Annotated in this window: 17 protein-coding genes; 8 read left to right on the top strand and 9 right to left on the bottom strand. The window is 68.7% G+C overall.

Features of this window, described 5'->3' with window-relative positions; genetic code table 11:
• From CFP71_RS05765 to CFP71_RS05740, 6 genes are all read right to left on the bottom strand, one after another.
• On the bottom strand, positions 1 to 1710 hold the full coding sequence (locus CFP71_RS05765) for a hydantoinase B/oxoprolinase family protein (RefSeq protein WP_093932787.1): 1710 nt from the start codon (positions 1708 to 1710) through the stop codon (positions 1 to 3).
• A complete protein-coding gene (locus CFP71_RS05760; RefSeq protein ID WP_093932786.1) occupies positions 1707 to 3767 on the bottom strand; it encodes a hydantoinase/oxoprolinase family protein in 2061 nt (686 codons plus the stop codon). The genes CFP71_RS05765 and CFP71_RS05760 overlap by 4 nt, the downstream gene beginning before the upstream one ends.
• Entirely contained in the window at positions 3764 to 5395 is a 1632-nt protein-coding gene (locus tag CFP71_RS05755; RefSeq protein ID WP_167406007.1) for a thiamine pyrophosphate-binding protein, read from the bottom strand. Before CFP71_RS05755 ends, CFP71_RS05760 begins: the two co-directional genes overlap by 4 nt.
• A 100-nt stretch (positions 5396 to 5495) precedes the next feature.
• Positions 5496 to 6122 carry a pyridoxamine 5'-phosphate oxidase family protein gene (locus CFP71_RS05750; protein WP_093932785.1) on the bottom strand — a complete coding sequence of 209 codons (627 nt, stop codon included), beginning with the start codon at positions 6120 to 6122 and terminating at the stop codon, positions 5496 to 5498.
• Complete coding sequence (locus CFP71_RS05745) at positions 6115 to 7272, bottom strand: NAD(P)/FAD-dependent oxidoreductase (RefSeq protein ID WP_093932784.1); 1158 nt, start codon at positions 7270 to 7272, stop codon at positions 6115 to 6117. The genes CFP71_RS05750 and CFP71_RS05745 overlap by 8 nt, the downstream gene beginning before the upstream one ends.
• Positions 7256 to 8269, bottom strand: coding sequence for a glutathione S-transferase family protein (locus CFP71_RS05740; protein WP_093932783.1), 1014 nt, complete (start codon positions 8267 to 8269; stop codon positions 7256 to 7258). Before CFP71_RS05740 ends, CFP71_RS05745 begins: the two co-directional genes overlap by 17 nt.
• A 96-nt stretch (positions 8270 to 8365) precedes the next feature.
• On the opposite strand from CFP71_RS05740, the gene CFP71_RS05735 reads away from it, so the two are divergent.
• Positions 8366 to 9742 (top strand): WS/DGAT/MGAT family O-acyltransferase, encoded by a 1377-nt coding sequence (locus CFP71_RS05735; protein ID WP_093932782.1) that lies wholly within the window; start codon positions 8366 to 8368, stop codon positions 9740 to 9742.
• A 77-nt stretch (positions 9743 to 9819) separates the two neighbouring features.
• On the opposite strand, the gene CFP71_RS05730 is transcribed toward CFP71_RS05735, so the two are convergent.
• Positions 9820 to 10806: a PQQ-dependent sugar dehydrogenase gene (locus CFP71_RS05730; RefSeq protein WP_093932781.1), complete on the bottom strand. Its 987-nt coding sequence runs from the start codon at positions 10804 to 10806 to the stop codon at positions 9820 to 9822.
• Between the two features lie 315 nt (positions 10807 to 11121).
• Between CFP71_RS05730 and pqqA the strand changes: the two genes are divergently transcribed.
• From pqqA to pqqB, 5 genes are all read left to right on the top strand, one after another.
• On the top strand, positions 11122 to 11217 hold the full coding sequence (gene pqqA, locus CFP71_RS05725) for a pyrroloquinoline quinone precursor peptide PqqA (RefSeq protein WP_007033797.1): 96 nt from the start codon (positions 11122 to 11124) through the stop codon (positions 11215 to 11217).
• Between the two features lie 103 nt (positions 11218 to 11320).
• On the top strand, positions 11321 to 12001 hold the full coding sequence (pqqC, locus tag CFP71_RS05720) for a pyrroloquinoline-quinone synthase PqqC (protein ID WP_093932780.1): 681 nt from the start codon (positions 11321 to 11323) through the stop codon (positions 11999 to 12001).
• A 2-nt stretch (positions 12002 to 12003) separates the two neighbouring features.
• Complete coding sequence (pqqD, locus tag CFP71_RS05715; protein WP_093932779.1) at positions 12004 to 12276, top strand: pyrroloquinoline quinone biosynthesis peptide chaperone PqqD; 273 nt, start codon at positions 12004 to 12006, stop codon at positions 12274 to 12276.
• Positions 12267 to 13355, top strand: coding sequence for a pyrroloquinoline quinone biosynthesis protein PqqE (pqqE, locus tag CFP71_RS05710; protein WP_093932778.1), 1089 nt, complete (start codon positions 12267 to 12269; stop codon positions 13353 to 13355). Before pqqD ends, pqqE begins: the two co-directional genes overlap by 10 nt.
• Positions 13352 to 14215, top strand: a complete 864-nt coding sequence (gene pqqB, locus CFP71_RS05705) for a pyrroloquinoline quinone biosynthesis protein PqqB (RefSeq protein ID WP_093932777.1) — start codon at positions 13352 to 13354, stop codon at positions 14213 to 14215. Before pqqE ends, pqqB begins: the two co-directional genes overlap by 4 nt.
• Here the strand turns inward: pqqB and CFP71_RS05700 are convergent.
• The gene (locus CFP71_RS05700; protein ID WP_167406006.1) at positions 14212 to 15186 is read right to left on the bottom strand and encodes an aldo/keto reductase; all 975 of its coding nucleotides are present in this window, start codon (positions 15184 to 15186) and stop codon (positions 14212 to 14214) included. The genes pqqB and CFP71_RS05700 overlap by 4 nt on opposite strands.
• 109 nt (positions 15187 to 15295) lie before the next feature.
• Between CFP71_RS05700 and CFP71_RS05695 the strand changes: the two genes are divergently transcribed.
• Positions 15296 to 15814 carry an ArsR/SmtB family transcription factor gene (locus tag CFP71_RS05695; RefSeq protein ID WP_093932775.1) on the top strand — a complete coding sequence of 173 codons (519 nt, stop codon included), beginning with the start codon at positions 15296 to 15298 and terminating at the stop codon, positions 15812 to 15814.
• A complete protein-coding gene (locus CFP71_RS05690; RefSeq protein WP_093932774.1) occupies positions 15811 to 17031 on the top strand; it encodes an MFS transporter in 1221 nt (406 codons plus the stop codon). Before CFP71_RS05695 ends, CFP71_RS05690 begins: the two co-directional genes overlap by 4 nt.
• A gap of 49 nt (positions 17032 to 17080) precedes the next feature.
• On the opposite strand, the gene CFP71_RS05685 is transcribed toward CFP71_RS05690, so the two are convergent.
• On the bottom strand, positions 17081 to 18457 hold the full coding sequence (locus CFP71_RS05685) for an amidase (protein WP_093932773.1): 1377 nt from the start codon (positions 18455 to 18457) through the stop codon (positions 17081 to 17083).

Raw genomic sequence — 18457 nt, 5'->3', positions numbered from 1 at the left:
TCATTTCCTCCCTCTCAGCGAAACCGCCGTGTAGTCCTCCGGAAGCCGCACGAGCGCCTCGGGATCTCCGTGGTAGGTGACTTCGACGCCGTAAAGTTCACGCGCCGCTCTCGGCGTGATGTACCTGTCGACGACGTCGGCGAGCACGGCCTCCGGATCCCGCTCGAACGGGTCGCCGTAACCACCGCCGCCCGGGAGGAACACGTCCACCACGTCGAACGGCTTCAAGTCCACCCTGCTCTTCGATGGCAACGGGCCACGAGTCAGCTCGAAACGGCCGACGGCTCCATCATGCCCCGAGTCCACACCGGACGCAGGGCGAAGCACGCGATCGACGTTCCCGTTGACACTCCAGGAAATCTCGCCGCGCGCCGCCATCGTGGTGCACTGGCCCAGGCCGCCACGCCACTTCCCGGCACCACCGGAGTCCGAGCGCAGCACTCGCTCGCCCTGGATCAGCGGGGCCATCGTCTCGATGACCTCCGTCGGCGTCGACCGCAACCCGCTCGGGAATCCGGTGGTGCTGAGACCATCCTTTGTGGACCGTGCGCCGATTCCGCCGGTCTGGAAGACGTTGAGCATGAACTCGCGGCCTTCGGCGTCGGTGCCGCGCCAGATCGTCATCCACAACGCGTCCGCGCTGTGCGCCAAAGCGTTGCCTGGCAAAGCTTCTCGCAGCGCGGTGATCAGCAGCGAGGGCAGGAAGTGCCCGATCAGATGCCGCGACGCGACCGGCGCGGGCGGCGTGCAGTTGAGCACCGATCCCTCCGGCGCGGTGACGTGCACCGGCCGGAACGAACCCGCGTTGTGCGGCACTTCCGGCGAAATGGCCGCCTTGACCGCGAACGAGGCATACGCCCTGGTGTAGTTCAGGACGACGTTGATCCCACGACGGCTCTGCGGCGAAGACCCGGCGAAGTCGAGGTGGATCTCGTCGCCGTCGATGGTCACGGTGACCTTGAGGACGACTTCCTCGTCGTCGAACCCGTCGGTCGCCAATTCGCTGGTGTAGGTGCCGTCCGGTAGTTTCGCCAGCGCGTCCCGCAGCGCGCGCTCGGACCGGTTCATGATCTCCGCGGCGACGTCGTCGAGGGTGTCGAGAGCGAATTCCTCCAGCAGCCGCACCAGACTCGCGGCGCCGACCTCGTTCCCGGTGACCTGCGCGTACAGATCGCCGATGGTCTCCTCCGGGGTGCGGACGTTCGCGCGGATCAGCAGTTCGAGATCCGCGTTGACCTCGCCCGCGCGCAGGAACTTCATGATCGGCAGGCGCAGGCCCTCTTCGAACACCTCGGTGGCCTCGGCCGAGACCAGCCGTCCGCCGATGTCCGGGGCGTGGCAACAGGAAGCGAACCACGCGACCAGCCGTCCCCGCAGGAACACCGGCGTCGCGACGGTGATGTCGTTGATCTGCCCGGCCGTCTGCCAAGGATCGTTGGTGAGCAGGACGTCGCCGGGTTCCAGGGTCTCCGGCGGGTACGCGGCGACGAAGTGCCGCATCCCGGTCGCCATCGCGTTGATGTGGCCGGGGGTTCCGCCGACGGACTGGCCGATCATCTCGCCGCGCGAGTCGAACACCGCGCAGGCGAGGTCCAGTGATTCCCGCACTACGGACGAGAATGCCGTGTTGACGAGGGCGTTCTGCTGTTCGGCCAGGATCGAGTGCAGCCGGTTTCCCAGCACTCCCACCAGGATCGGGTCCACGCTCACACCGTCACCACCAGACTGGCGTCTTCGCCGACCACGCAGTGAGCATCCGGAGGAACGACCACAGTGGACTCTCGCTCCTCCACGATGGCCGGTCCCTCGACGCGATCGCCTGGTTTGAGCCGGTACCGGTCGAACACCGCCGTGTCGACAAAGCCACCCTCGGCGGGAAAGTACGCCGGACGAGTTCCCTTGCGCGCGTCGCCTTCCGCCTCGGCGCCCGCGAGTTTCAATGTGACTTCGGGTGCCGGACCGCTGGAAACGACGCGCCAGTTGAGCACCTCGACTCCGACGTCCGGCCCGATCCGCCGGTACAGCGTCCGATAGGTCGCGGTGAACGCGTCGACCAGCGACTCCGGCCACTTCCCCGGCTCGACCGGCACGCGGATCTCATAGCCCTGTCCGGAGTACCTCATCTCGGCGATCCGGCGATGCGTCACCCGAGCACCGTCCACACCGGACTTCTCCAGCAGTTCCCTGCCTTCGGCCTCCATCTCGGCGAACAAGGCGTCGACCTGTTCCCACGAGAGATCGAGAACCGCCGAACGAGCGGAGCGCACGAAGTCGAAGGCCAGCGGCGCGGTGAGGAATCCCGCCGCGCTCAGCACCCCGGCCGCCGGCGGGGCGACCACTTCGGGTGCGCCGAGTGCGCGCGCGACGCCGACCCCGTGCACCGGTCCGGCGCCGCCGAAGGTGAACATCGGCAGCTTCGCCGGATCCTTGCCGCGCTCGACGGCGTGGACGCGGGCGGCGTTGGCCATGTCCTCGTTGACGCTGGTGTGGATGCCCCAAGCGGCCTCTTCGACGCTGACGCCGAGCGGTCCGGCGATCTTCGAGCGGATCGCCTCTCGCGCGCCCTCGGCGTCCAAAGTCATTCCGCCGCCGAGGAAATACCCGGGATCCAGGTAGCCGAGCACGAGGTCGGCGTCGGTCACGGTGGGCTCGGTGCCGCCGCGCCCGTAGCAGACCGGGCCGGGCTCGGACCCCGCCGAATCCGGGCCGACGGTGAGCAGGCCGAGCGCGTCGATGCGGGCGATCGAGCCGCCGCCGACGCCGATCTCGATCATGTCGGTGACCGGGACCTTGACCGGCAGCCCGGATCCCGGCAGCAGCCGGTACTTCCGGTCCACTTCGAACTCGTGCGTGACCAGTGGCGCGCCGCCGGAGATCATGCACAGTTTCGCCGTGGTGCCGCCCATGTCGAAGGCCAGCAGATCCTCGATCCCGGCCGCGGACCCGATCGCGGACGCGGCCAGCGCCCCGCCCGCCGGACCGGATTCGAGGATACGGATCGGGTACCGCGCGGCCGTGTCGACGGTCGCGATGCCGCCGTTGGACAGCATGATGTGCGGCGACGGCCGCACCCCGGCCTCGTGCAGGCGCCGTTCCAGGTCACGCAGATAGCGTTCGGTGAGGTCCTGGACGTAGACGTTGGCGACCGTGGTGGACGTGCGTTCGAACTCGCGGATCTCGGGGACGACCTCGCTCGACAGCGCGACCCGCAGCCTCGGCGCGACGTCCGCGAGCACCTCGGCGGCTCGCCGTTCGTGCGCGGGATTGGTGAAGGCGTGCAGGAAACAGATCGCCACGGCGTCGATCCCGCGAGCGTCGAGCTCGCGACCGAGCCGCGCGACGTACTCCTCGTCCAGTCCTTTGTGGACTGTCCCGTCGGCGAGGATCCGCTCGGGGACGTCGAAGCGCAGGTGACGCGGGACCAGCGGCGTCGGCAATTCGATGAGCAGGTCGTACAGTTCGTAGCGATGTTCGCGCCGCATCTCCAGGACGTCACGGAAACCGGCGGTCGCCAGCAGCGCCGTGCGCGCCCCTTTACGTTCGATGAGCGCGTTCGTGACCAGCGTCGTGCCGTGCACGAACTGCTCGACGTCGCCCGCGTCCAGCCCGGCACCGGCGAGTGTCCTCTTGAGACCTTCCTCGACGGCGCGAGCGGGTTCGTCGTGCGTCGTCAGCACCTTGCCGACGGCGACGACCCCGGTCTCGTCGAGGACGCAGAGGTCGGTGAACGTGCCACCGATGTCCACACCGACGCGGAGCCCGGTCACGAAGACCCCTTGCGATACCACCGCGGCGAGGTGTTGAGCGGCGGCGCCATCTTCGCGCGGACGACCAGCACGTTCGGTTCGTCGGACTCGACGAACTCACCGAGCAGCCGCCGGAACGCGCGTCCGAATCCGGAGACCCGGTCCGCGTGCACGCCGAAAGACCTCGCGAGGCCGACGAAATCGGGGCTGTCCCAGTCGACGCCACGGCGCGGCAGCCCCGCGCGATCCTGGTCGTAGCGAAGCATCCCGTAGCCGCCGTCGTCGACGACGATCGTGGTGACCGGCAGCTGTTCCTGCGCCAGCGTGTGGAGATCGCCGCAGCCGAACAGGAAACCACCGTCACCGGTGACACAGATCGCGCGGCCGCCGCCCGCGGCCCCCGCGCCGAGCGCGGCGGGGAAACCGTAGCCGAGCGTGCCCCAGCCCATCGGGTACGCGAGCTTGCGCGGGGCCCGGACGCGGTGGAACCCGCCGATCCAGTACCCGGCCACGCACATGTCCGCGACCACGACGGCGTCGGGCGGCAGCACTTCGTCCAAAGTGGACAAGAGGTCCGCGGCTTGCGGCTCCTCTTCCTTGATCCGCTGCCGGACCCGGGCGGAGACCTTGGCGAGCCTGCCGACGAGCGCCGCGATCCCGGACCGTTCCTCGACTTTCAGCGCCTCGGTGAGCACGCGGGCGTCCCCGACCAGCGTGATGTCCGGCTGGTAGTTCTTGGCCGCGTCGTCCGGGTCGACGTTGATCGCGATGAGCTTCTTCGGCTGCGGCATCAGCCAGTTCTGCGTCATCAGCCCGTCGAAGTCGGTGCCGATGGCGAGGACGACGTCGGCCTCGTCCCACAGCGCGCCGACCTCGGGCGCGTGCACCGGGTTCGGGGCGAGACAGGGGTGGTCGACCGACAGGAGCCCGCGCGCGCCGAACGTGGTGAGCACCGGAGCGGCCAGCCGTTCGGCGAGCTTCCCGATCGCCTCGCCCGCCTCGGCGCGCAGCGCGCCGCCTCCCGCCCAGATCAGCGGCTTGTCGGCGGCCGCGAGCAGCGCCTCGGCCTCGGTGAGATCCGGGATCTCGGCCGGCCGGGCGTGCGACCTCGGCGGACGGCGGGCCGGCGTCCGTTCCGACAGGAAGTCGGTGGGGATGCCGAGGTAGACCGGCCCGCTCTGCGGCTGGAGCGCGAGCCGGGCCGCGCGGTGGAGGGTGGCGGCGACCTGGTCTGCGCTCGGGACGGTGAACCCGGCCTTCGTGACCGGCGCGAACATCGCCTGCTGGTCCGACGTCTCGTGCAGCACTCCGCGGACCACGCCGGGCCGCCGCAGCGTGGACGGGATGTCGGTCGCGATGATCAGGACGGGCGCGGCCGAAGCCATCGCCTCGCCGGCGGCGGCGAGCGTGTTCGCCGCGCCGGGTCCCGTGGTCACCAGCGCGACGCCGAGCTTGCCCGTCGCGCGGGCGTATCCGTCGGCCGCGTACCCGGCGGTCTGTTCATGCCGCACCCCGACGAGCCGGATGTCCGTATCGGCCAGCGCCTCCCATAACGGCAGGTTGTGCACCCCGGGGAGACCGAAGACGACTTCGGTCCCCAGAGCGGTCAGCGCGTCGGCCAGATGCTGGGCTCCGGTGGGTGAAGGCACCCCGCCGATAGTGCCAGATCGTTCAACGATCCAGCAACCGTCAGCCACTGACCTCGTGAGTGGTTAAGGACGGTTCTAACCATCCTTACCACTCACGAGGTCAGTACAGGCTGGCCGCGTACCGGTCCGGCGCGTAGTACGCCTCAAGGTCGGCCATGCTCTCCTCCGGCCGCTCGAAGGTCTTCGCGATCTCCGCGCGCGAAGGCATCGCCTCGGGCGTCCAGCTCTCCGGCGACCAGAGCTTCGACCGCATGAACGCCTTCTGGCAGTGGTGGAAGACCTCGTCGATGTCCACCACCAGCGCGAGCTTCGGCCTGCTGCCCTTCACGATCATGTCGTCGAAGAACGGCGCCTCCCTCACGAGCCGCGCGCGGCCGTTGACGCGCAGCGTGTCGCCGCGGCCGGGGATCAGGTAGATCAGCCCGACGTGCGGGTTCGACAGCACGTTGTGGAAACCGTCGGCGCGCCGGTTGCCCGGCCGCTCCGGGATGGCGATCCGGGTATCGCTCAGCACCAGCGTGAACCCGGCGGGGTCGCCCTTCGGCGAGACGTCGCAGGTGCCGTCCGCCGCCGACGTCGCGATGAGCACGAACGGTGACTCCGCGAGCCACTGACGGTCCATTTCGTGCAGCTTCGGGCGCGCCTTGTTCGCGGTGCGCTCCAGTGGCGGCGGCAGGATCTCGCGCAGCTCGGCGGTGGTGGTGATCTCGACGAAGTCCTCAGACAATGTTGTGCTCCCTCGTCACGGCCCGGTCGCCGGCGAACCGGCGGACGTCGAGCCCGGTGATGTCGATGGCCGGGACCCGCCCCAGGTAGAGGTCCCGGACGAGCTCCCCCACGGCGGGGCCCATCTGGAACCCGTGTCCCGAAAACCCGGTCGCGTAGAAGAACCGCGAAAGGTGGACGCTTTCCCCCACGATCTGGTTGCGGTCGGGCGTGACCTCGTACAGCCCGGCCCACCCGCCGCGGATCCCCGCGTCGAGCACCGCGGGCACCCGCCGGGCGGCGATCTCGGCGAGCTTCGGCAGCCAGTCGCCCGGCTGGTACCGGGTGTCGAAGCCGGGGTCGCCGTCTCCGTCGCAGAAGGACATCGCCAGGCCGAGGCCCTCGCGGTGGAAGTAGAAGGCCGAGGGCATCTCGATGGTCAGCGGCACCGATTCGGGCAGGTCCGCGACCGGTCCGGTGAACACCACCTGCCGCCGGTACGGCCGCACCGGGAGGTCGACACCGGCGAACTCGCCGATCCGTCCCGACCACGCGCCCGCCGCGCAGACCACCGCGTTCGTCCGCACGAAACCGTCGCCGGTCCGGACGCCGGTGATCTCGTCGCCGTCGCGTTCGATCCCGACGACCTCGACGCCGGTCTTCAGCACCGCGCCATGCCCGCGGGCGGCCCGCGCGTAGCCCTGGACCGCCGAGTCCGGGGTGGCCTTGGCGTCGTCCGGCGACCACAGCGCCGCGACCACGCCTTCGGTGTCGATCAGCGGGGAGAACCGCCGCGCTTCGGCGGGCTCGACGAGCCGGCTTCGGACGCCGTAGGAGTTCTGCAACGCGGCACAGTGCTCGAACTCGGGCAGGTCCGCGGGGTCGGTGACCAGGTACAGGTAACCGTCGCGGCGGAAGTCGATCTCGGTCCCGTACGTCTGCGCGAACGAGGCGTACTCGGCCAGCCCGCGCAGCCCGATCTCGATGTTGACGCGTGTGGTGAACGACGACCTGATCCCGCCCGCCGCCTTCGCCGTCGAGCCCGCGCCCAGCGTGTCGCGTTCGAGCAGCAGCACCGAGACCCCGGCGGCGGCGAGCCGGTACGCGCAGCTGACCCCGATGATGCCGCCGCCGATCACGACGACGTCGGTACGTTCAGGAATTGGCTCCATCCGTGTCCTCGATCCGTTCGTCCTCGGGCGGCGGTCCCGGCGGCGTGCCGTCGCCGAACGGGCGCCCGCCCAGCTGCTCCCGGTGATGCGGCGTCGTCCAGCCGGACAGCTCCGGTCCCAAAGGGACGATCCGCGTCGGGTTCACCTGCTCGTGCACCTCGTGGTAATGCCGCTTGATGTGGTCGAAATCGACGGTGTCACCGAAACCCGGCGTTTGGAAGAGGTCGCGGGCGTAGGCCCACAGCACCGGCTGCTCGGTCAGCTTGTTCCGGTTGCACTTGAAGTGTCCGTGGTAGACGGAGTCGAATCGGACGAGCGTGGTGAACAACCGGATGTCCGCTTCGGTGATCGTGTCGCCGACGAGGTAACGCTGCCTTTCGAGCCGGTCGGAAAGCGCGTCCAGCATGGCGAAGAGCCGGTGGTACGCGTCGTCGTACGCGCTCTGCTTGGTCGCGAACCCGGCCTGGTAGACGGCGGCGTTCACGTCGGCGAAGACACCCACGTTGACGTCGTCGATCTCGCCGCGCAGCCGCTCCGGGTAGAGGTCGGGCGCGCCGGGGCGGTGGTGGCTGGTCCATTCGGTGGAAAAATCGAGCGTGATCTGTGGATAGTCGTTGCTCACCAGCCGCTTGCTCGGAATGTCCACAATGGCCGGAACGCTGATCCCGCCCATGTAGTGCGGATCGGCCGCGTGATAGGCCTCGGCCAGGTACTTGATGCCGAGCACCGGATCCCGGTCATCGGGATCGAGGGTGAACCGCCAGCTCTTGTCGTCCTGGATCGGATCGGCCACGGCCACGCTCAGCGCGGACTCGAGCCCGAGCAGCCGCCGGACGATCAGCCCCCGGCTCGCCCAGGGGCAGGCCCGGCTGACCACCAGCCGGTACCTTCCCGCCTCCACCGGCCAGCCGTCGCGGCCGTCCGCGGTGATACGCGCGTCGAAATGGTTGGCGGACCGACGGAACTCACCTGTCCGCGGATCGGTCGGGATCGTCATGTGAGCCACCCTAAAGCGTGAGAAGGTGGTTTCGGTGTGCGTAGACTCTGGCACCCGGCGTGCTCGCACGCCGCCGCGCGGAAGGTGGTCCCCACGATGCCGTTCATGCCCGTCACCGACTCGATGTTCCTCCTCGTGGAAACGCGCGAGCATCCGATGCACGTCGGCGGTCTGCAACTGTTCAAGAAACCCGAGGACGCCGGACCGGACTACCTGCGGGACCTTCGCCGGAAACTGCTCGATTCCGACAACATGCGCGACGTGTTCCGCCGTCGTCCCGCCCGGCCGGTCAACACCGCGGGCCACGTCGCCTGGGCGACGGACAGCGATCTCGAACTCGACTACCACTTCCGCCATTCGGCGCTGCCCCAGCCAGGCCGGATCCGCGAGCTGCTGGAGCTGACCGGGCGCTGGCACAGCACCCTGCTCGACAGGCACCGCCCGCTGTGGGAGATCCACCTGGTCGAGGGCCTCCAGGACGGCCGGTTCGCGATCTACAGCAAGATCCACCACGCGCTGATGGACGGCGTCTCGGCGCTGCGTCATCTGCAAGGCACGCTGTCGGACGACCCGGCCGACCTCGACTGCCCGCCGCCGTGGGGCCGTCGGCCCAAACCGGACGGCGGTCGTAACGGCAAGGCGTCACCCTCGGTGCTCAGTACCTTCGGCAAGACGGTCAACCAGCTCGCCGGCATCGCCCCCGCCGCGATGAAGGTGGCGCGGGAGGCGTTCCAGGAACACACCCTCACGCTGCCGGCGCAGGCGCCGAAGACGATGCTGAACGTGCCGATCGGCGGGGCCCGCCGGTTCGCCGCGCAGTCCTGGTCACTGGACCGGGTGCGCAAGGTGGCGACCGCCGCCGGGGTGTCGCGCAACGACGTCGTCCTCGCGATGTGCTCGGGCGCGCTACGGGACTACCTCATGGAACAGAACGCGCTCCCCGACGCGCCGCTGACCGCGATGGTCCCGGTTTCCCTGCGGCGCAAGGACAGCGGGGACGCGGCGGGCAACAACATCGGCGCGCTGCTGTGCAACCTCGCCACCCACCTGACCGACCCGGCTGCCCGGCTCGCCACGATCAACGCGTCCATGCGCAATGGCAAGAAGCTGTTCTCGGAGCTGACCCCGTTGCAGACGCTGCTGCTGTCCGGGATCAACGTCGCCCAGCTCGGCGTGTCGCCGATCCCTGGTTTCGTGAACAACACAAAACCGCCGTTCAACCTGGTGATCTCCAATGTGCCGGGGCCGCGCAAGCAGATGTACTGGAACGGCGCGTCGCTCGACGGCATCTACCCGGCGTCCGTGCTGCTCGACGGTCAGGCGCTGAACATCACGCTGACCAGCAACGGGGACAACCTGGACTTCGGCGTCACCGGCTGCCGCCGGAGCGTGCCGCATCTCCAGCGCATCCTGACCCATCTGGACACCGCGCTCGCCGAACTGGAACACGCCGCGTCCGTGGGGCGCGCCTGACCCCTCCCGCATTTCGTCCTCTGGATGCGTTACTTGCACACACAAGTACCGCATCCAGAGGACTAAACGCGTCGGGGCTAGCTGCCGTCGGAGACGTAGATGGCGCCCGGGGTGATCGTGTACAGCTGTCCGTCCGGACCGGCGGTCGCGTCACGCGTGCGGCCGAGGTCGGTCCACAGCTTGCCGCCGTTTCCGTTCAGATCGAGCTTGAATGTGCCGCCCTTGAGCGAGGCCATGTACAGCGATCCCTTGTACGCCGCCAGCCCGCTCGGCGTCGCCGAAGACGTCGGCCACGCCTTGACCGGGTTGGTCATCCCCGCCGTGTTGCACGGGCCTTCGCAGGTCGGCCAGCCGTAGTTCTTGCCCGGTTCGACCTTGTTCAGCTCGTCGAGCTTGTTCGCACCGATGTCGGAGACGTACAGCTGCCCGTTCGCCCAGGTCAGGCCCTGGACGTTGCGGTGACCGTAGGAGTAGACGCGGCTGTTGAACGGGTTGCCCGGCGCGGGCGCGCCGTCGGTGGTGACCCGCAGGACCTTGCCGCCGAGGGAGTTCTTGTTCTGCGCGTTGGCGCCGTTCTGGCCGTCGCCGGTACCCGCGTAGAGGTAGCCGTCGGGGCCGAACCTGATCCGCCCGCCGTGGTGGAAGTTCGCGCCACGCGGGATACCGGTGACGATCGGCGTCGGCGCCTGGCCCAGCTTCAGCTTGGCGATCCGGTTGTCGGAACTGGTCGTGTAGTAGATGAAGACCGTCTGGTCAGTGGCGTATTTCGGCGAGACGGCGATGCCGAGCAGGCCGGCCTCCGGGGTGACGCTCACCCCGGGGATGGTCTGGACCGTGGTGACCTTGCCCGCCTTGTCGATCTTGCTGATCGTCTTGGCGTCCTTCTGCGTGAAGACGCCGGTGCCGTCGGGCAGGAAATCGATCGACCAGGCCTGGTTGAGGCCGCTCGCGATCTGTTTGATCGCCTGGACCGACGGCGCTTCGGCGGCTGCGGCCGGGACGGCCACGGCAGACGCGGCCGTCGCGGCGGCGAACGCGCAGGTGAGAGTACGACGTAAGGACATGAGACGCCTCCTTCAGCTACACCCCTGGAGCTCGGATGGCGGCGGAAGACGGGTGGTCGGGGTGCACCCGTCGAGTTGGATAGAAACACACCGTGGATTGAAACGGACACCACTGGACGGGCTATCACAGATGAGTCCGGTTAACCGTTGTATGTGCCGAGGGTGACGATCGGGCCAGCTCGATCGGCCATAGGAAGGAAACTTTACAAAATGGCTCGAGAACTTGGACCTTGCGTCTGGTCAGAATCGGCGGCCCGCTTCTAGGGTGACGGGGCTCGTCCCCGTTCGATCCCATGTGGACGTTAGGAGCAGAAGATGATCGAAACCATCGAGGTATGGACCACGCCGGACTTCGTCGAGTACGAAACTCCCATGGAGGTCACCGCTTACGCGGCCCGTATGGAGGACTGATTTCCCACTCGGTGGTGGGGGCCGTCCCCCACCACCGTGCCGCCGTCCCGATCAGCGAGCCGTTGGAGGCAGCATCGTGGCTCTTTCCCCTTCCGCCACGCCGATGTCGCCGTCGGAATTCGTCGCGGCCCTGCGTGGACTTTCCCACCGCTATTGGGGTACTCATCCCTTCCACCGGCGGATGCACGACGGCGAACTGTCCGAGCACGAACTGAAGATCTGGGCCGCGAACCGCTGGTACTACCAATACGTGCTCCCGCAGAAGGACGCCGCGATCATCAGCAACTGCCCGGTGCCGGAAATCCGCCGGGAATGGCTCGACCGCGTCGTCTATCACGACGGGACGAAAGCCGGGGACGGTGGAATCGAGCGGTGGCTCCGTTTGTGCGCCGCAGTCGGGCTCGACCGCGACGAGGTTCTCGATCAGCGGCACCTCGCCCCCGGCGTACGTTTCGCCGTCGACGCCTATGTGAATTTCGCCCGCACGAAACCTTGGCTCGAAGCTGTCGCTTCGGGCCTGACCGAAATGTTCGCCGGCCATCTCATGCAGCGACGTGTCGCCGACATGCTGGCGAACTATTCGTGGATCGCGCGGGAAGACCTCGACTACTTCACCAACCGGATCGACAAGGTCTCCGGCGAGGGCAAGGGAACGCTCGACATCGTCGTACGGCACGCCGTCACCCGCGAGCAGCAGGAGAAGGCGATCGCCGCGTTGTCGTTCAAGACCGACGTGCTCTGGTCCATGCTCGACGCCATCGAGCGCGCCGCGGCCGAGGAGTAGCGATGACCACCCTCGAAATGGACTCGGTGCCGCGGCTTCGGCGCGGAGTCCGGCTGAGCTATGACCAGACCAGGGAAACGCACGTCCTCCTGTTCCCCGAAGGCGTGCTCGTCCCGAATCCGACCGCGGCGGCCGTGCTCTCGCTCTGCGATGGTGTCGAGGACGTCGCGGCGATCGCTTCGGCTTTGCGCGAACGCTACGCCGGGGTCCGCGAGGAAGAGATCCTGGAAGTCCTGTCCCGGCTGGGAGATCGGCGGATCGTCGAATGGACCTGAACACCTCCACCGCGGCGCCGCCTCTGGGCATGCTCGCCGAGCTGACCCATCGCTGCCCGCTGCACTGCCCGTACTGCTCGAACCCGGTCGAGCTGATCGCCCGTGACGGCGAACTGTCCACAGAGGAATGGCTGTCCGTGCTCACGCAAGCACGGGAACTCGGCGTGCTCCAGGTGCACATGTCCGGCGGCGAACCGCTCGCCCGGCCGGACCTGCCCATCCTGGTCGAGCACGCCACGAAACTGGGTTGCTACGTCAATCTGGTGACGTCCGGGCTGGGGCTGACCGGGTCCAGATTGGACGATCTCGTCGAACGCGGCATCGCCCACATCCAGCTGTCCGTCCAGGGCGCGACCGCCGCACGCGCGGACCGGCTCGCCGGCGCACGGGCCCACGACCGGAAACTGGTCGCCGCCGAACTGATCAAGAAGGCCGGGCTGCCGCTTTCGGTGAACGTCGTGCTGCACCGGCAGAACCACGATCAGCTCGCCGGGATCATCGACCTGGCCGAGGAAATGGGCGCGGACCGGCTCGAACTGGCCAACACGCAGTACTACGGCTGGGCCCTGCGGAATCGCGACGCCCTGATGCCCACCCGGCGGCAGCTCGACGAGGCCGAGCCGATCGTGCGCGCGGCCACCGATCGGCTGCGTGGCCGGATGGAGATCATCTACGTCGTCGCCGACTACTACGAGCAATACCCGAAGCCGTGCATGTACGGTTGGGGCGCGCGGCAATTGACCGTGGCGCCCGACGGGAACGTGCTGCCGTGTCCCGCGTCGACGGCGATCGAGACACTGGAGTTCGACAACGTCCGCGACAAGCCGCTGGCGCGGATCTGGTACGAATCCAGTTCCTTCAACGCCTTCCGCGGTGAGGACTGGATGCCGGACACTTGCGGCACCTGCGATCGGCGGTCGATCGACTTCGGCGGCTGCCGATGCCAGGCGTTCCAGCTCACCGGTGACGCCTCGGCTACGGACCCGGTGTGCTCACGTTCGCCGGATCGCGGCGTCGTCGATCTCATCCTCTCCACACCGCCGAAGGCGGACGAGCTCGTGATGCGGGGGCCGCGATGAGGGTGATCCTGCTCGGGACAGCGGCGGGCGGTGGCTTCCCGCAATGGAACTGCGCCTGCGCGCTGTGCGTTTCGGGCGCGCCGCCGCGGACGCAGGACTGTGTCGCGGTGAGCGCGGACGGCGAGAGCTGGTACCTGCTCAACGCGTCACCGGACATCCGCGCGCAGATCCTCGCCACGCCACCGCTACGGGCCGGCCCGGGGCCGAGAGAGATCCCGCTGCGCGGGGTGCTGCTCACCGACGCCGAGCTCGATCATTCACTCGGCCTGCTCCTGCTGCGGGAGGCCGGTGGGCTACCGGTCTGGGCACCGGAGGCCGTTCTGGGCGCGCTGTCCGAGCAGTTCCCCGCACGGTCGATCATCGACGGTTACGGCGGCTGGGAGTGGCTGCCGTCGTCGGAGGTCTCCATCGACGGGCTCCGGGTGAGCACGCTTCCCGTGAGCGACAAGCGGCCGAAGTATGCGCGTTCGTCCACTGAGGACGGTCCGTGGGTGGTCGCGTACCGGATCGAAGACGTCGAGACCGGCGGTGTCTTCGTCTACGCGCCTTGCCTGAAGAGCTGGCCGGACGGGTTCGACGACTTCACTCGCGACGCCGATCTGGTGTTGCTGGACGGGACCTTCCACGCGCCGGACGAGATGTCGGGCGCCACCGCGGCCGAAGTCGGTGACGGTGCCCAGCTGGCGATGGGCCATCTGCCGATCACCGGCAGTCTCGCGAAGCTCCGGCCCGGCCCGCGTTGGGCCTATACACATCTGAACAACACGAATCCGGTGGTCGATCCCGCCTCGCCGGAACACGCCGCCGTACTGGACGGCGGCGCCTCACTTCCTTTGGACGGCACCGAGTTCAAGCTTTAGGCGACACCTTCGGGGCTCGCGCCCGAAACGGGGACGGCGTCGGCGGTGAGGCGGTCGATCTCCGCTAGTTCGTCCGCGGAGAGGTCGACGTCGGCCGCCGCGAGACTGGCTTCGATGTTGGCCGCCTTGCGCGCGCCCACGATCGCGACGTGCACACCCGGCCGGGCGAGCGTCCAGGCGATGGCGAGCTGGCTGACCGAGATCCCTTTGCCCGCGGCGAATTCCTTGAGCCTGTCGACGATGGCGAGGTTGCGCCGGAAGGTCTCCCCGGTGAACGCCGACGATCGCGAACGCCAGTCGGTTTTCTCGAACGTCGTCTCCGGCGTGAAGGCTCCGGTCAGCAGGCCGCTGCCCAGTGGGCTGTACACGAGCACGCCGATGTCGTTCTCCCGTGCGTACGGCAGAGGATCGGTTTCGAGGTCGCGGCGGAACAGGTGATACGGCGGCTGAAGGGTTTCCACCGGGCGGGTCCTGTCGAAGTCGGCCAGCCCCGCGGCGTCGTAGTTCGAGACACCGACATGCCGGATCTTCCCGGCGTCGACGAACTCTTGCAGGATCCCCGCGGTCTCCTCGGCGGGCGCGTCGGAATCGGGCCAGTGGATCTGATAGAGGTCGATGTGGTCGACGTCGAGGTACCGAAGGCTGTCCTCGATCCCCTGTGCCAGCCACTCGCGCCGGGAGTCACGCGGCCGTTCGGAACGCGGCTTGATGCCGCCTTTCGTCGCTATGACGAGGTTGTCGCGGTCGCGCTTGAGTTCTTCGCGCAACGCCTTCCCGAGCATCGCTTCGGATTTCCCGAAACCGTAGGCCTGAGCGGTGTCGAAGAAGGTGACCCCGAGTTCGCGGGCGTGGTGGATCGCGGCGATCGCCGCGTCCTCGTCGAACGAACCCCAGTCCCCGCCGAGCTGCCAGGTGCCGAAGGCGATCCTCGACACCTCGAGACCGCTCCTGCCCAATGTCGTCGTACGCATGCCCTCCAGCAGAGCACAGACATCGGATCAGTGCACCGGATCTCCCGGCCAACGAAACCCCCAAATAACTGTTTGACGGTCAGCGTCCCGGCAGTCGATACTCGGCCGCATGCCCGAATCCCCCGGCCTCGACGGATTGCGCGTCCTCGCCCATCCCGTCCGGCTGCGTATTCTGTCGCTTTTGACCGGTGCCGCGATGAGTGCGGCCGAGGCCGCGCGCGAACTCGGTGAGACACAAGCGAATGTCAGCTATCACCTGCGGCGGCTGCACGAGGCCGGACTGCTCGACGTCGTCGAGGAGGTCCGGATCCGGGGCGGGCTGGCGAAACGCTACCGGCACGATCCGGAGTCCGGGACGCGGTTCACGTCGACGAATCCGGAAGAAGACCGGCTTCTCATCACGACGATGGCCTCCGAACTCGAACGCCGCAGCGAGTTCCACGTCCGCGGCGAACACGGGCTGACGGCCGACGTGGAGATGTGGGTCGACCGTGAGACCTGGAAGAAGGCGCTCGCCCACGCTCACGAACTGAGCGAGCTTCTGCACTCGGCCGCGAAACCGCCCCGCACCCGGGGGACGATCCCGGTCAGCGCGACGGTCGCGATGTTCGAGATGAGGCGACCGTGACCTCTTTGCGTGAACCGCTGCGTCACCACAACTTCCGGTGGCTGATCGGCGGCCGCACGTTCGGGGAGTTCGGCAACGCCGTCGCCCCGCTCGCGCTGGCTTTCGCGGTGATCGACCTGACCGGCTCGGCCGTCGACATCGGCATCGTCGTCGGGGCACGGTCGGTGGCGAGCGTCGTCCTGCTGCTGTTCGGCGGGGTGCTGGCGGATCGGCTGCCACGCTCGGTGATCCTGCAAGGCACCGAAGTCGCCGCCACGCTGACCCAGGCGCTCATCGCGGCGAGCGTCCTTTGTGGATTCGCTTCGATCCCGCTGCTGGTCGGCTTGAGCGTGGTCAACGGCGCGGTGGCCGCGATCTCGGCGCCCGCCTCGGCGTCGCTGACCCCGTTGACGGTGCCCGCCGCCCTGCTGGCGCAGGCCAACGCCCTGGCCAGGCTGCTCTCGAACTCCGGCCGGATCGCCGGCGCCGGACTCGGCGGCGTCCTGGTCACCGCGGTCGGCCCCGGCTGGGCGCTCGGCGGCAACGCGCTGCTGTTCCTCGGCTCCGCCCTGTCCTACCGGCGCATCCGCCTCAACCGCCGGGAGCGGGTCCCCGGCAGCCGTCCACTGGCGGAACTCGCCGAAGGCTGGCGCGAGTTCCGGTCACGGACCTGGGTGTGGGTCGTGGTCGTGCAGTTCATGGTGGTGAACGCCGTCATCGCCGGCGGGATCGGGGTGCTCGGCCCGCTCGTCGCCGACGGCAGTTTCGGGCGCACCGGCTGGGGGTTCGCCCTCGCCGCGCAGACGATCGGCTCGCTCGCCGGCGGGATCCTCGTGGCCCGCTGGCAGCCGCGGCGCGCGTTGTTCGTCGGGGTCGCGGTGATCCTTTTCGAAGCGCCGCCGTTGATCCTCCTCGGCCAGGCGCCGTTGCTGCCGCTGCTGCTGGCTGCCATGTTCGTCTCGGGCCTGGCGATCGAGCAGTTCGTGGTGGCGTGGGACGTCTCACTGCAGGAGAACGTGCCCGAGGACAAACTCGCGCGCGTCTACTCCTACGACATGCTCGGTTCGTTCATCGCCCTGCCCCTCGGGCAGATGGCGGCGGGGCCCGCCGCGCAGCACTTCGGCGTCGGCACGACCCTGCTCGCGTGCGCCGCGCTGGTCGTGGCCGCCACCTGTCTCGCGCTGTGCAGCGGCCAGGTGCGCGGCCTCGTCCGGAAGACCCACGCCACCCGGCCCTGACCCCGCCCCGAGAAGCGATAGCAAAGGTCCCTTGCTCCCTTTCCGCTGGTCACGGCCAGGGACGGACCTCTTCGAGGAGTTTCGCGACCGCGAGCACCAAGTCGTCGGAGTGCCGCGGGCCGACGATCTGGAGACCGACCGGGAGCCCGCCGGAGGTGCGGCCCGCCGGGACGCTGATGGCGGGCTGCTGGGTCATGTTGAACGGATAGGTGAACGGCGTCCAGTCCGGCCAGCCGCTCAGCCCGCTGCCCGGCGGCACCTCGTGCCCGGCCTCGAAGGCGGCGATCGGGAGGGTCGGCGTGATCAGCACGTCGTGGCGCGTGTGGAACTCGCCCATCAGGATGCCCAGCGCGGCCCGCTCGGCGTTAGCGCCGAGATAGTCGCTCGCCGAGAAGGTCTTGCCGAGCTCCCACACCTTCCGCAGCCCGGGATCGACCTTGGTCTCCGAACCGGCGGGGAAGGTGTCCAGCCACTTGGCCGCCCCCGTCGACCACAGGATGTCGAAGGCGGCTTTGGGGTCGCCGAAGCCGGGGTCGGTCTCTTCGATGTGCAGGCCCGCGTCGCCCAGCGCCTGGACAGCCGACTTGACGATCGCCGCGACCTCCGGGTCGACGTCGACGTAGCCGAGCGTCGACGAGTAGGCGGCGTTCAATCCGCGCACGTCACGTCGGACGGCTTCGCGGAAGGTCGAGACGGGCGGGGCGAGCGCCGCCGGGTCGCGGTAGTCGGGCATCGCGAGGACGTCGAGGAGCAGTGCCGTGTCGTCCACCGAACGCGCCATCGGGCCGGCGTGCGAGAGCGGTCCGAACGGGCTCGCCGGGAACAGCGGGATCCGGCCGTGTGTCGGCTTGAGACCGACGATCCCGCAGAACGAAGCCGGAATCCGGATCGAGCCGCCGCCGTCCGTGCCGACGGAGAGCTCGCCCATCCCCGCCGCGACCGCCGCGGCGCTCCCACCGCTGGACCCGCCCGCCGTCGTCGACGGGTCGTGCGGGTTGCGGGTGATGCCGGTCAGCGTGTTGTCGGTGACCCCCTTCCACGCGAGTTCCGGCGTCGTGGTCTTTCCCAGCAGCACCAAGCCGTTCTCACGCAGCCGCGCGGTGACCGGGCTGTCGACGTCCCACGGCTGGTCGGGATCGATGCACCGCGAACCGCGCAGCGTCGGCCAGCCCTGCGTCAGGAACATGTCCTTGATCGAGGCCGGGACGCCGTCGAGCCAGCCGATCGGATTGCCGTCCCGCCAGCGGATCTCGGACGCTTTCGCCTGTTCGAGCGCTCCATCCGCGTCGACGAGGCAATAGGCGTTGGTCTCGCCGTCGCGTTCTTCGATGACCCGCAACGCGTTCTGGGTGGCCTCGACCGGCGACAGCTCCCCGGTGGCATACGCGGAGACGAGCTCACTCGCGGTCAACTTGGTGTCGTTCAT

This window comes from Amycolatopsis thailandensis (assembly GCF_002234405.1).
Lineage (GTDB): Bacteria > Actinomycetota > Actinomycetes > Mycobacteriales > Pseudonocardiaceae > Amycolatopsis > Amycolatopsis thailandensis.
Note: the sequence above shows the minus strand (reverse complement) of the source record. Positions and strands in the feature narration are given on the sequence as shown.